Origin of the sequence: Arthrobacter sp. FX8 (assembly GCF_026723805.1) — a bacterium.
GTDB lineage: Bacteria > Actinomycetota > Actinomycetes > Actinomycetales > Micrococcaceae > Arthrobacter.
On sequence record NZ_CP113505.1, the window covers coordinates 381,680 to 394,691 of the forward strand.

14 protein-coding genes and 1 pseudogene are annotated in these 13,012 nt (G+C 67.6%); 8 read left to right on the plus strand and 7 right to left on the minus strand.

Going from position 1 to position 13,012, the window contains the following annotated elements; all coding sequences use genetic code 11:
• Position 1 precedes the first annotated feature (1 nt).
• Complete coding sequence (locus OUO20_RS01720; RefSeq protein ID WP_018770535.1) at positions 2-148, plus strand: MFS transporter small subunit; 147 nt, start codon at positions 2-4, stop codon at positions 146-148.
• 135 nt (positions 149-283) lie between these two features.
• On the opposite strand, the gene OUO20_RS01725 is transcribed toward OUO20_RS01720, so the two are convergent.
• Entirely contained in the window at positions 284-715 is a 432-nt protein-coding gene (locus OUO20_RS01725; RefSeq protein ID WP_268002696.1) for a DUF2177 family protein, read from the minus strand.
• Positions 716-930: 215 nt separating this feature from the next.
• Here OUO20_RS01725 and OUO20_RS01730 point away from each other — a divergent pair.
• The 3 genes and pseudogenes from OUO20_RS01730 (at position 931) to OUO20_RS01740 (ending at position 5,046) form a co-directional block, all read left to right on the plus strand.
• A pseudogene (locus tag OUO20_RS01730) lies at positions 931-1,799 on the plus strand (DUF1295 domain-containing protein).
• A 305-nt stretch (positions 1,800-2,104) separates the two neighbouring features.
• On the plus strand, positions 2,105-3,187 hold the full coding sequence (locus OUO20_RS01735; protein ID WP_268002697.1) for a hypothetical protein: 1,083 nt from the start codon (positions 2,105-2,107) through the stop codon (positions 3,185-3,187).
• Positions 3,184-5,046 carry a metallophosphoesterase gene (locus tag OUO20_RS01740; protein WP_268002698.1) on the plus strand — a complete coding sequence of 621 codons (1,863 nt, stop codon included), beginning with the start codon at positions 3,184-3,186 and terminating at the stop codon, positions 5,044-5,046. Before OUO20_RS01735 ends, OUO20_RS01740 begins: the two co-directional genes overlap by 4 nt.
• 29 nt (positions 5,047-5,075) lie before the next feature.
• Here the strand turns inward: OUO20_RS01740 and OUO20_RS01745 are convergent, their stop codons facing one another.
• Positions 5,076-5,831, minus strand: coding sequence for a YoaK family protein (locus tag OUO20_RS01745; protein ID WP_144601514.1), 756 nt, complete (start codon positions 5,829-5,831; stop codon positions 5,076-5,078).
• A 130-nt stretch (positions 5,832-5,961) separates the two neighbouring features.
• Between OUO20_RS01745 and OUO20_RS01750 the strand changes: the two genes are divergently transcribed.
• Positions 5,962-6,798 carry a GmrSD restriction endonuclease domain-containing protein gene (locus OUO20_RS01750; RefSeq protein ID WP_268002699.1) on the plus strand — a complete coding sequence of 279 codons (837 nt, stop codon included), beginning with the start codon at positions 5,962-5,964 and terminating at the stop codon, positions 6,796-6,798.
• A gap of 8 nt (positions 6,799-6,806) precedes the next feature.
• Here the strand turns inward: OUO20_RS01750 and OUO20_RS01755 are convergent, their stop codons facing one another.
• Positions 6,807-7,277, minus strand: coding sequence for a hypothetical protein (locus OUO20_RS01755; protein ID WP_268002700.1), 471 nt, complete (start codon positions 7,275-7,277; stop codon positions 6,807-6,809).
• Positions 7,278-7,375: 98 nt separating this feature from the next.
• On the opposite strand from OUO20_RS01755, the gene OUO20_RS01760 reads away from it, so the two are divergent.
• Positions 7,376-7,642, plus strand: a complete 267-nt coding sequence (locus OUO20_RS01760) for a hypothetical protein (RefSeq protein ID WP_268002701.1) — start codon at positions 7,376-7,378, stop codon at positions 7,640-7,642.
• A 9-nt stretch (positions 7,643-7,651) separates the two neighbouring features.
• The gene (locus tag OUO20_RS01765) at positions 7,652-8,548 is read left to right on the plus strand and encodes a diacylglycerol/lipid kinase family protein (RefSeq protein ID WP_134165539.1); all 897 of its coding nucleotides are present in this window, start codon (positions 7,652-7,654) and stop codon (positions 8,546-8,548) included.
• A gap of 44 nt (positions 8,549-8,592) precedes the next feature.
• Here the strand turns inward: OUO20_RS01765 and OUO20_RS01770 are convergent, their stop codons facing one another.
• The 3 genes from OUO20_RS01770 to OUO20_RS01780 form a co-directional block, all read right to left on the minus strand.
• Positions 8,593-8,859, minus strand: a complete 267-nt coding sequence (locus tag OUO20_RS01770) for a hypothetical protein (RefSeq protein ID WP_144601518.1) — start codon at positions 8,857-8,859, stop codon at positions 8,593-8,595.
• A gap of 210 nt (positions 8,860-9,069) precedes the next feature.
• Positions 9,070-10,347: a PEP-utilizing enzyme gene (locus OUO20_RS01775; protein ID WP_268002702.1), complete on the minus strand. Its 1,278-nt coding sequence runs from the start codon at positions 10,345-10,347 to the stop codon at positions 9,070-9,072.
• Entirely contained in the window at positions 10,275-11,762 is a 1,488-nt protein-coding gene (locus OUO20_RS01780) for a PEP/pyruvate-binding domain-containing protein (RefSeq protein ID WP_268002703.1), read from the minus strand. Before OUO20_RS01780 ends, OUO20_RS01775 begins: the two co-directional genes overlap by 73 nt.
• 263 nt (positions 11,763-12,025) lie before the next feature.
• On the opposite strand from OUO20_RS01780, the gene OUO20_RS01785 reads away from it, so the two are divergent.
• Complete coding sequence (locus OUO20_RS01785; RefSeq protein ID WP_018770522.1) at positions 12,026-12,346, plus strand: GYD domain-containing protein; 321 nt, start codon at positions 12,026-12,028, stop codon at positions 12,344-12,346.
• An 86-nt stretch (positions 12,347-12,432) separates the two neighbouring features.
• On the opposite strand, the gene OUO20_RS01790 is transcribed toward OUO20_RS01785, so the two are convergent.
• Positions 12,433-12,900 carry a hypothetical protein gene (locus OUO20_RS01790; protein ID WP_018770521.1) on the minus strand — a complete coding sequence of 156 codons (468 nt, stop codon included), beginning with the start codon at positions 12,898-12,900 and terminating at the stop codon, positions 12,433-12,435.
• Between the last annotated feature and the right edge of the window lie 112 nt (positions 12,901-13,012).

A 13,012-nucleotide genomic window follows, 5' to 3' on the forward strand; every position in this document is an offset into this window, starting at 1 on the left:
AATGAGCAGCACAGCACACAACCACGGCGCGCACCAGCCGGTCCGCCGGTCCACCGGCAGGCTGGTACTGGCTTGGGTTTTGGTGGGGATCCCGCTGGCCTTTGGGGTCTTCCAAACGCTGACCCAGGTGGCGGCGCTGTTCGGGTAGCCGCCCGGGCTGGGCCAGCGTTGGGCCGTGCGTCACAGTGGCCCAGTTTTGGTCGGTAAGCGACGGCAGCCGCCCGCGATACTCAGGGTTTCATCATGAAAACTGGGCCACTCTGGGCGCGCATCACGCCAGGCGTCAGGCCGTGGCAGGGTTGGCGAGCCGGCTGCGCAGCACCGTTGCGGTCAGCCACGTGACCACGCTGCAGGCTGCGGCTCCCCACAGGATGTCCGTCACGGCCACCAGGGCCGTGAATTCCTTCAGCACAGCGAACCCGGTCAGCGCCCATGTGGCGTAGGTGAAGAACCCAAAGAGGGCAGCGCCGCCCACCCGCTGCCGCAGGCTGATGCCGGGGGTGTTGGGCCGGACGCCGTAGTGCACCATCCCCGCCACGAAGATGACATAGAAGAGGACAGCGCCGGGCAGATTGGCCCTGGGCGCCAGCAAGTGGCCGATCTGGCTCTGGTACAGCGGGTTGGCCACCAGCAGGATCCACACCACATCCAGCACCGCGAATATCAGTGCGCTGACAACGTACGTGATCAGCCAGTTTCTGGTGCGGGGGCCCATGCTTTGACTCCTTGTGTCGGTGACGGTTGCAGAAGCTGTTCGGCGCCGTGGCAAGGGATGGACTGGTCAAACGCGCGAGCCACCCATACAAGCCCCCCGCCGCTCCGAAGACCAAGTGGCAGGCGCCGTGCGTTGTGGAGAATGAAGGTGGCCGCATGATCGTTGGGACCGGCCGTGCAGCAGAGCGCGGCGGGCCAGGGGAAAGGAACGCGTCCGTGAATGAAAAGAGCCGCAAGGCACTCATCAGCACCGTAATTGCCGTGGTGGTGGCGGTGCTCATTGCCCTGGCCGGCAGCCAGGGCGGCTCCCGGATTGGCGGGTTCCCGGTGTTCGCGCTGGGGGTTGCCATCGCGTTCGTGATCCAGTGGCTGGTGTTCATCCCGTCCTACAGGGCGCAGACGGAAAAGTTCTACGACCTTACCGGCGCCCTGACCTACATCTCCATCACGGTGTTCCTGGTCCTGGCCTCCCCTTCCTGGACGCGCGGGGCATGGTGCTGGCGGCCATGGTGGTGCTGTGGGCCGCGCGGCTGGGCAGTTTCCTGTTTATGCGGATCAGCAAGCACGGCAAGGACGACCGCTTCGATGAGCTCAAGCCGGACTTCTTCCGTTTCCTGAACACCTGGACCATCCAGGGCCTGTGGGTGGTACTCACCGCGGCGCTGGCCTGGGTGGCCATCACGTCCGACCAGAAGGTGGGCCTGGACGGGTTCTTCTGGGTGGGCCTGCTGGTATGGGCCGCAGGGATCGCCACCGAGACCGTGGCTGACCTCCAGAAGACCCGCTTCAAGGACGACCCCGCCAACAAGGGCCGCTTCATCAGCACCGGACTGTGGTCCAGGTCCCGCCACCCCAACTACTTCGGCGAGATCACGCTCTGGGTGGGCGTGGCCATCATCGCCCTGCCCGTCCTGCAGGGCTGGCAGTGGGCGGCCCTAATCTCCCCGGTTTTCGTGGCCCTGCTGCTGATCAAGGGCAGCGGCGTGCCGCCCCTGGAGAAGAAGGCGGACAAGAAGTGGGGCGGCCAGGCGGACTATGAGGAGTACAAGAAGAACACGCCCGTGCTGGTCCCCAAGCTCAAATAGGGGCTTTGGGCAGGACGTACGACGGCGGCACCCGGGCTGGGTGCCGCCGTCGCGGCTTGGAAGGGCGGTTCGCTCCAAGCAAGTAGCCCCTAACCTCCGATCCGAGTACCCCCTTACCCGTGCCCGGCGGCGGGTGGCAACGTAGTCTCGAAAGACAGTGCGGTTATGCAGAGGCCTCTTGCGCTGCACGTTGCTGGGGACGTGGGGTTCTACTCCGGGGAGCGACATTGTCAAAGCATAGGAATTTCAACAGGGGTCTACCGGGCAGCGGAGGCAGGCCTCCCTGGCTCAACAGGCCGAAGGACATGAAACCCGGGGCGGTGCTGACGGCGCTCCTGCTTGCGGCCGAGGGCGGCATGGTCATGGTGCCGGTTGCCGCGACAGCCGCTGGCGCGCAATTGCCCGCTGCCACAAACTGTTCGGCCACCCTGCTCCCGGGCATCGGCGGCCAGGGCAGCAACGCAGTGGCGTCGAGCAGCAACGGCCTGGTGGTAGGCCTCGCCGATACTGCCTCCGGAGGATCCGCGCCGGTGCTCTGGCGCGATGGCCAGCCCACCCAGTTGGCGATTCCACTCGATGCCGCAGTCCCCACCTCGGTAAACAAGGACGGAGTAGTCGTCGGCACGGGATACGACACGGCCAATGAGGTCCTGGTCGGCTGGTGGTGGCAGAACGGTGTCTATCACACCCTTCCCGTCAACCCGGGTGACATCGCGCTCCCGTCGATGGTCTCGGACAGCGGCGTCGTGGTCGGTGCGCTGATCAACGACGAGGAGCACTCGGACGGCCCGGGCGCGGATGACGACGAGCGTCCCGCTGTCTGGTCCACGCTGACCACGGCACCCCGGGCGCTCACCCTGCCCGCCGGTGCACAAGGTGGGCATGCTTTCGCGATCGGTCCGGACGGCACGATCGGCGGGGTGGCCCTCGACAGCGGCGGCACGCCGGTCCTGTGGTCGCCGGCCGGTACCCCGACGTCCCTTCCAACCCTTAGCGGGCGCGGCGGTGTGGTCCTTGCCATCGACTCGGCCGGGCAGGCGATCGGCCAGAGCGCCGTCAATGAGGGAACCCACGCTGCCACCTGGGACAAGTCCGGCTCCGTCAGCGATGCAGGCGCGGCAGCCGGCCCCTCCTCGAGTGCGGCATCGGGCGTTCCGGGCATCGCGGTGGGAACCGGCAGTTCGTCGTCCTTCCGCGGGGACCGCCCCCAAGCGGTGATGTGGCTCGGCAAGAGCGCACGGATCCTGCCGCCAGGCTCTGACGGCCAGTTCACCGGAGTGTCCGGGGCGGCCACGTCGGCCTCACGGCAGGCCGGCCCCACCGTTATCACCGGGTACTCCGCCGCAGCCAACGGGCTGCGCCGCGCTACTGTTTGGAGCTGCAAGTGAACGCCCGCAGGCGCATGCGCCACCCACTGCGCTTGGCGCTGGCAGTCCTTCTCGGCACTGCCCTCGTCCTTGCGAATGTCTCCTTCCTTGCCACATCGTGGAACCCGCAGGCCACCGCGGCCACCACCGTGAGCCTGGGGTTCGCCGGTGACACCGGCGGCAACACGAACACCGGCAAGGTGATCGATGCGGCACGCAACGCCGGGACCTCCGCCATGTTCAACCTCGGCGACCTGTCCTACTCCCAGATCACCCCGGAGTCTGCCTGGTGTTCATTCGTCAAGCAGCATGCCGGGACCATGCCCTATGAGTTCATCACCGGGAACCACGAGGACGACGGGCCCGACGGCGTCTGGTCCAACTTCGCCTCGTGCCTGCCGGACAAGCTCGGCGCGGTGGGGAATTACGCCCAGCAGTTCTACACGGACTATCCGGCAACCAGCCCCCTGGTCCGGCTGATCATGGTGTCCCCGAAGCTGACGTACAGCGGTAGCGGCCTTGACTGGTCCTACAAGTCCGGGACGCAGGGCTACAAATTCGTGACGTCGGCCATCGACTCGGCCCGTGCTGCCGGGATCCCCTTCATCATCGTTGGCATGCACATGTACTGCCTGTCGATGGTGAACTACCCCTGTGCCGCCAGTCCTGACCTGATGAACATGCTGGTGTCCAAGAAGGTGGATCTGTACCTGCAGGCCCACGACCATGCCTACGCTCGCAGCTACCCGCTGGCGCTCAAGGGCAGCTGCACGTCCATCCCCGTCACCAGCTTCAATCCCGACTGTGTGGCCGACACCGATCCGACGGGGCAGTTCGCCGCCGGTACCGGGACCATCCTGGCCACAGTTGGTTCGGGCGGCAGGTCGCTCAACAGTGAGAGCAACACGACGACGGCTCCGTACTTCCAGCGGTTCATGGGCAGCAACAACAATCCAACGTATGGCTTCCTGAAGGTGTCGGTGACCAGCACCACCCTGAGCGGGTCATTCGTCGGCGCCTCGGGCGGGACGTTCACCGACAATTTCTCGGTCACCCGGCCAGCCCCTTCACCAAGCCCGACGCCGACAGCTACAGCTACTGCGACAGCGACTGCCACGGCCACGCCAACGCCTACCCCGACACCAACCGCAACTGACACGGCAACGCCCACGCCGACGCCCACGACGACGACGCCCCCGGCGGCAGCCGTCTCGGTCCGGTCGACGGCCACGGGATCGGGTGAACTGACGGCGGCCGGGTCCTATACGCCCTCCCTGCCGGCAGGCTGGCAGCCTGGCGACACGGTATTCCTGTACTCGCAGGTAACCGTGTCCGGGTCCGCGAACACCACCGCTCCGGCGGGGTGGACGCGGGCAGTGGGCGATTTCACCAGCGCCAGCTCCGCCTCGGCGCACCAGGCAGTCTGGTACCGGGTGATGCAGGCCGGCGACACCGCGCCAAGCGTGCCTGAGCCCGCCTCCCGGTATGCCTGGTCCACTGTTGCCGTCCAGGGCGCAAACACCACAACGCCGCTGGACGTCACGCCCACCACGGACACCAACAGCGGGGTGGCCTACCCGGATGTCCGGGCGCCGTCCATCACGCCGGTAACACCGGGGTCGCTGTTGTTGACCGCCCACGGCGTCAGGAACGGCACCAACTCGGCCACAACGTCCTTCACGCCACCGGCAGGGACCACCGAGCTGGGTGATGCCACCTCCAATATCGCGGCCAAGTCGAACGCGGCCATTGAGGTCAACGCCCTTCCGCTGACCGATACGTCCGCCACCGGCACGAAGGCCGCCACGGCATCCTCAAGCCTGGGCACGCTCATCAACCAGTGCGGCTCGGCCATCGTGGTGCGGCCGGCGGGTCCGTGAGCGGGAGCCAATGATGATGCAGCGGAAGCCTACGTAGCCGCCTCCGGAGGGCTTTCGACGGCGGCACCCGGCCCGGGTGCCGCCGTCGCCGTGTCTGCGCCGTACTTGTGCACGCCTGTCCGGCCCAGCAGGGCGACGCCGAGGGTGAGGAGTGCGGTCAGCAGGACCCCGAGCCCCAGGTGGAGCTGCACGAACCCCGCGCCCACCGCTGCGCCGGCCATGATGAGCCCGATCGCCGCGAGCCGCCGTCCCCAGAACGGGTGCGTGCCGGCGCCAAAGCGGGAGTCGGCCGCCAGGCCCGTGATGGTGGAAGTGACCACCACGGTGGGGACATCCTTGACATTGAGGTGCCGCGCGGTGGCGGCCTGCACACCCATGGTCACCGCCAGGGTGCCGGTGATGGCAACGGTCAGGGCTTCATTGTGCCTGGGGTGCACGCCGCTGAGGAGGAGGGTGGCCACAACAGCCATCACAGCGCTGACGCCCACCAGCAGCCCGGTGGTGCGGCGGTTCCACCCTGACGTGGTGGGCCGCAGCGCCCGGCCGGAGATGACGGCGCCGGTCATGAATCCCGTGAGCGCCACGATGGGGCCAAGGATCGGGAGGTTGTCCCCGCCCAGCAGCGCCATGCCCAGGATCACCACGTTGCCGGTCATGTTCGCCGTGAACACCCGGTCCAGGCCCAGATAACCGACGGCGTCGAGCACCCCGGTGGAAAACGTGAGGACCAGCATGAGCACCAGGTGCAGCCTGGCCGGATGGGCGGGGAGGAAGCGGGCGGGCATGCGCATACCTTTCGGCAGTCCTGGTGGCGGGACGCGGATTGTGCCCAGCAGGGGCGACTGTTCCAGTATGCGCCGGAGCCTTGCCGGCCGGGGAAACGCGGGAAGAGGGAGCAGCCGCAGCTTCACGTCCTTGCCCGAACCAATGCCCGCGCCAGGCACGCGCTGGACGGCCGCCGTCGTCCTTTCCGCGTTGTTGGCGCTCTTCACTCCAGGCCTGCCGGCGGTTGCTGCCGACGGCAGCACGGTCGCCGTCAATGCAGCCGATGTGCTGGAGACCCTCCCGGTCAAGGGCCGGGCGCCGAAGACGGGGTACGAGCGGTCGCTGTTCGGGCCAACGTGGGCGGACGTGGACCAGAACGGCTGCGATACCCGGAACGACATCCTGCGGCGGGACCTGACCGAGGTCACCTACACCACCAGCGTCCCCTGCACGGTCAAGACCGGAGTGCTGGCGGACCCGTACACCGGAACGGTCATCAACTTCGTCCGCGGCACCACCACCAGCAGCGCCGTGCAGATCGACCACGTGGTGGCGCTCAGTGACGCCTGGCAGAAGGGCGCGCGGCAGCTGACCACCGAGCAGCGGACGGCGTTCGCGAATGATCCGCTGAACCTGCAGGCAACGGACGGCCCCACCAACCAGCAAAAGGGCGACGGCGACGCGGCCACCTGGTTGCCGCCGGCCAAGGCCTTCCGATGTGAGTATGTGGCACGGCAGGTGTCGGTGAAGGCGCGGTACAGCCTGTGGGTGACGCAGGCGGAGCACGACGCGATGGCCGGCGTCCTGGGAAGCTGCCCCGGCCAGCCCGCACCGGCGACTGTGGCGCCGGCCGCCGCTACGACTGTTGTGTACTACGCGAACTGCGCCGAGGCGGTGGCTGCCGGAGCCGCGCCGCTGTATGCCGGCACTGCCGGCTACCGGGCCGGGCTGGACGGCGACGGCGACGGGGTGGCCTGCGAAGGGTAGCCGCGGGCTTAGCGCCCGGGGAAGGGAGCGGGCCCCGTTTCCGGTGGCCTGCCGTTTTGCATACCGGCCCCCGCAATGAGCGCGCCGGCAACCAGGAGGACCAGCGGCGTCTGGAAGACAGAGCCCAGGATGGACAGCCCTGAATCCGCGATGGGCCTGGACGCCGCGACGAGGCATGCCACGTCCATCGCCAGGGCCACCACATAGCCGGCGACGAAACAGACCACCGCCGCGCGAGGCCTGTAGTTCCTGGTGGCGGCCCGCACCGCGGCGTCGTAGACCTGGTACTTGAGTCCGATGAAAAGGGGAGTGAACGTCAGGATGTACAGGACATCCACTTCTTCCGGAAATTTGAAGAGAGGAACGTTTGCGTTGCCGTGGTAGACGCCGTCGGAGAAGAACCACAGGGCGCCCATGTGGATCAAAATCAGCAGGACCGAGACCAGTCCGTACCGCAGCCACGCCCCGCGCCTGGTCATTCCCATCGCCATGGACCAGTATGGCATCGGCCGTAAAGGGATTTTCAAGGAATCTGCGGCAAACTTGAGACTGCTCCCACGAACGAAAGCAGACCCAATTGATTACCCTCCAGCAGGATGCAGACGGCTTCATCCGGATGAACCGGCACTACCCGGCCAGCGTCCGGATCCGGATCGCTTTCACCGACGGCAGTACCGGTGAGTTCTCCGGCCGCACCCTGAACAACGCCTACGACGCCGCGCTCGCGGAATTCCGCGCCAAAAACGGGCTGGATGCGCGCGGCTACTCCCGGACCACCGCGGGCCGGACCAACTCCGGCAACAGCGTCGACTACGTTCCCGTCCACCCCGGGATGGGGGAGTAGCGGGACGCCATGGCCGATGACGGAGCACCCGCGGCCCTCTTTGACCGCGCCGTTGTGATCTTCAATCCGGGCAGGGCCGGGATGGACGCGCGGATCGAGGCGTTGCATCAGGACCTGGCCGCAGACCTGCCGGGCCTGCCGGTTGAGCTGCTGCCCACGGAGTATGCGGGGCACGCCCGCGTGCTTGCGCGGACCGAGGCTGGGCGGGGTGCACCACTCATCGTGTCCGTCAGCGGCGACGGCGGGTACAACGAGGTGGTCAACGGCGTGATGGACGTTCCCGGCAGCAAAGCGGTGTGCACCGTGATTCCTGCAGGCAACGCCAACGACCATTACCGGAGCCTGCCCGCCCGGACCCTCAGCCAGGCAATCCGGGAGAAAGCGGTCCGGCCCATCGACCTGCTGCGCGTCACGTTCCGCAGCGGCGGCCGGGAGGAGGTCCTGTACGCGCATTCCTACGTGGGTTTCGGGCTGACGCCCTTGATGGCCATCGGCATCGAAAAGGGCGGCAAGGGAAAAGTCCTGGAACTGGTGTCCGTTGCCCGCACGCTCCGGAACCTGAGGCCGTTCGAGCTGGTGCGGGACGACGGGGCCACGGCAAAGTTCGACAGCCTGATCCTGGCCAACATCTCCCGTATGGCGAAGTACGGAACGGTCAGTGAGTCGCACTATCCGGACGACGGCCGGTTCGAGGTAGTGACCCTGCCCCACGCCGGGCTGATGAAGATGGCGCTGATGACGCTCCGGGCCGTGACGCTGGGCCTGGGGGAGCAGCCCAGCGTCACCAGCTATGCCTTTTCCACGCGGAACGCTGTGCCGTGCCAGATCGACGGCGAGGTGGTCCATATCCAGGCAGGTACGCATGTCCTGGTGGAAAGCGCCAAGGGTGCCCTGGCCACTCTGTGACCGTTCGCCGCAGGACTGCGCCCGTGCGTACAGGCCGGAAGTGGTTACGGCTGCACGGAGTCGAAGAACGTGTAACCGGTGTCCGGCTGTCCGTTCGCTGCCTCATGTGATTTCATCCGGATGAAGTCCATGTCCTGCTGGGACAGCGTGGTCTCGCCGTGGACGTCGTCGTTGGCCGCTTCGCCATTGGCCGCACTGATTTCCGCGGAGAGCGTCCGCGGAAGGATCATGCACCCCGGGTTTTCCATCAGCCACTGCGTTACAGCGGAGGGAAGCTGGTTCCATTGGTCGCGGATGCGCAGATCTGTCATGGTGTGCCTTTCGTGGCAGTTGCCGGATGCGAGTCGAAGAGAGTGTCGGCTGCTGCCCGGCGGAGGGACCCAAAGGGACGTACTGTCGGAGACAGGATGTCCAGTCACGGGTGTCCCGGGTACGTTGAGTGTACGCCCAATAGCGGGCTCCAACGTGCGGGAAGCCGTGGCATTTTCTGGCTTCCCCCAGGGCTGCCATCCGGCGTCCGGTCAGGGGCGTTCCATGGTGACCGTACCGGCGTCGCCATCCACGGCGATCCGCTGCCCGCTGCTGAGCCGCTGCGTCGCCACCCCGGTGCCCAGGACCGCCGGGATGCCATACTCGCGGGCCACGATGGAGCTGTGGCTCAGCGGGCCGCCCACGTCGGTCACCACGGCGGACGCCATGGCGAACAGCGGAGTCCACGCGGGAGTAGTAATGCGGGCCACCAGCACCTCGCCGGGCCGCATCTGGCCGAAATCCCCGGGTCCGCGCAGGACGCGCGCCGGTGCGGTGACCTTGCCGGAACTGGCGCCGGCGCCCTTGATCACGTCGCCGGCCTGGTGCTGGGAGCCTGCCGGCATCCACGACCCAAAAGACCGTTCCATCCACTTGCTCTCGGGAAGCATCTGCGGTGCATTCGCCTTCGCCTGGCCCCGCCACAGCATCCGGCGATCCTCGACGGCGGCGGCCCGGACGGGACGGGCAGCTCCCGCAATCACCACGGCGGCCGGAGCCCCGGGCTCGGCGAGACCGAATTCGACGGCGCTCCGCAGCTCCTGGTGCCGGAGCCAGAACACGTCATCCGGCGCCGCGACCACGTGGGAGTCCACCAGGCGCCGGCCGAGTTCCAGCAGCATGCGCCGCATCAGCGGCCAGGCCAGCCCGACGTCGGCCAGCGCGTCTTCGCGTGAGGGTGCCGTTTCCTGGGCCCACTTCAGCAGCCGGTGGAACAGGGCCCGGCGCCGCGGCCCCAGCCGGGCGGCCATCTCCCGGGTCAGCTCCTCCCGGCGTTCGGTGAGCTGCCGCTGCCTCTCGTGCGGGTCCGTGCCCTGCCCGCGCAGGTAGAACTTCACGGTCTCCAGCTGGGCGGACGGGTCCTCGGCCGGCACCGGGGTGGCGAAGTCCAGGTTGTAGACGGCATGCCCGTACAGGTCCAGGTGCTCCTTGAAGGCAAGCCGCCATTCCTGCCACAGGACGTCGTCCACCCCTTCCGGTGCGGCACCGGTGCGCTGGCACCCGGCGAGCTCCGCCGTCGGCCGCTCCAGCAAAGCCGCTGCCAGCGCCGGATCGCTGCGCGCCCAGCCCGCCAGATCGTAGAGGGACTTTTCCGCCCGGATGGGTTCGCTGTCGAAGCCCAGCAGGAACGCCTGGGCGGGAGGATCGCCGCGGCGCCGGACGGCCTTGTCATAGAACGTCCGGAACGAGATCTCGCTCATGGCGGCGAGCGGGATGATGGACTGCACGGCCGTGTAGTACACGGTTCCGGCGTCCAGAAGGGCCTGCACCCCCTCCAGCAACTGCCCGCCGGTGAGCTCCGAGGGGGTTTCACGGACCAGTCCTTGATCACCCGTTCGTAGCGCGGGTGCGAATAGTCGCGCCACCCGGCGATGCCCATGTGCGCCGTGCCGCGGAACAGCGCCCCCATCGCCGGCACCGTCCGGCCGGTCATCCGCAGCATGGCCCAGTTGCGGTAGTAGTAATAGGCGTAGCCGTTGATGGTGGGGAACCGCACCTCGCCCTCGCGCAGGGAGTTGATGCCCAGCGCCTGGTTCATCAGGGCGGACAGCGAGCGGGACACCGAGCCGTCAATGAGGTCGGCGAAGAGCGGGGAGAGCGGGTCCGGCATCTGCTCCACGATGCTCGCCCGGAAGTAGAGCCCGTTGGGATAGGGCACGGGCCAGGTCTCGGGGACGTCGGCCGCGGGTTCGGGAAGGGCGGTGATGGGCCGGGACTGCAGCAGGAAGAACCGGCCGCCGGCCCGCGCCCATTCGACGTCCTGCGGAGACCCGAAGTGGTCTGTGATCCGCTGGCCGTAGCGGGCCAGCTCCGCAGCTGCCGCGTCATCCAGGACAGGCGCACGACGGCGGGCTTCCGCCACCGGCTGCTCCCGGGTTCCGTTCTCCACGGGAACCGTCATGACCTCCTTGTCGGCTGTCTGCCGCGAGATGATCCTGCCGGTGGCGGACTCAACCAGCAGGTCATCGGTGGTGACCGTTCCGCTGACCACGGCCTCGCCCAGGCCCCATGCGGCGCTGATCGCCGTTTGGTCGCGGCGGCCGTTGGCGGGGTTGGCGGTGAACATGACGCCGGCGGCGCCGGCTTCCACCATCTGCTGGACGACGACGGCGAGCCGCACCTGCCCGGGCTGCACACCTTCGCGGGCGCGGTAGGCCATGGCGCGGGCCGTCCAGAGGGAGGCCCAGCAGTCGGTCACGGCTTGGGTCAGGGCGTCCTGGCCGCGGACGTTCAGGTAGGTTTCCTGCTGCCCGGCGAAACTGGCCGACGGGAGGTCCTCGGCGGTGGCGGAGGAACGCACCGACACGGACGTCCCGCTGCCCAGGCGTTGGTAGGCGCCCGCGAGTTCGGTTCTGATGGCCGGTGGCATGGTGCCTTTGCCGAACAGGGCCCGTAGCTGCCCGGAGGCGTGTTCGTAGTCCTCCGGCGAGGCGTCGGGTGGAAGGGAGGCCAGTTCCCGGATGGCCGCATCGAGGTTGTTCCCGGTGACGAATTCCGAGTAGGCGGCGGTGGTGAGGACGAACCCGGGCGGGACCGGCAGGCCGGCCTGGATGAGGCCGCCGAGGCCCACCGCCTTGCCGCCGGCTGTGCCGAGGTCGTCCCGGCCAACGTCGCCCAAGTCCTTGACGTAGGTCATGACTGTGTCCCCCTGCCGCGCATCGCCGTCGGCCGTTTCAGACGGCACACCCGCCTGCGTCCCGGGAGCCGTCCTCCTGCAATTGACATGTTCCAGCCTGTGCCGCGGCGCCGGGACCCAGCTAGGGCCTAACGGCCTTCCGGAAGCGTCCGCATACCCCTAATCGCGGTGCTGTCACGGCGCCCGCCATTAGGTATCTCCGCGTATTGACTGCCTGTAGCCGGAGGCATACTTTCGGCCTTGTCGGGGCCGGACATCCGTAATCCGCGGAATGTGGCGCCGTCGCATGCACATGCCAGGGAGGAAAGACCATGCCGAAGTATTTGTTTGAAGCAACGTACGTGGGCCAGGGGATCAAGGGGCTGATGCAGGAAGGCGGTACCAAGCGGCGTGATGCCCTGGCGGAGGCCTTGAAGTCCGTGGGCGGCTCGCTGGAGAGCTTCTACTACGCGTTTGGCTACTACGACGTCCTTGGCGTGTTCGAGGCGCCGGACGATGCAAGTGCCGCGGCACTGTCGCTGCTGATCAATTCGACCGGGAACGTCAACGTCCGCCTGAAGCCGCTCCTCACCGTGGAAGACCTGGACGAGGCCGCCAAGAAGACGCCGTCGTACCGGGCCCCGGGACAATAGGCGGGTTTGCACTTTGGCAGTGGGCCAGCGTCGGGGAATTTACGACGGCGGCCCGCCGGCTTGGGCGTTCCACCCGGCGGTGGGGCCTAGGGCAGGGCCGGATGGCCGAAGGAGGGACGCTGACCGGAGCGGTAGGCGGAGTCGATGATGGGCTCGAGTTCGTCGAGCACGGTGTGGTTTCCGGGGAGAACCACATGGGCCAGGAATTCCGATTCAAGCGTGGCAATGCCGGCCGCCGCCGCCCCGAGTTTGGCGTCGATGGCCAGCGCCAGGGCATGCCAGGATTTGCGGTTGACGCGTTCCAGGACCTTGGCGTTCGCTTCGTGGAGCCGGCTGTCCGCGATGTCCCCGCGGATGGCCAGGGCACCTTCTGACTGCAGCAACTGCATGACGATCCGGAACTGCCTGCCGTCGCCCTTGAAGGCGACGGCGCCCAGGCTTCCCCGCTGGCTGAAGATGATGTCCGTTGCCCCGTAGTTCTCGAGCGCCTGCCTGATGTGTTTCCGGGAAACCTCGCTGCTGTAGGAGTCACCCCGGGTGTAAGGACCTGTCATCTTCTAACTATGCGCCCTTTTGGCAGCGTGCGCGTACGCGCACCACGGCAGGTGGGGCTATTCCGCGGTGCCAAAGACTTTTGCGACCGGCGGAGCGCCCACGGTGTGGACC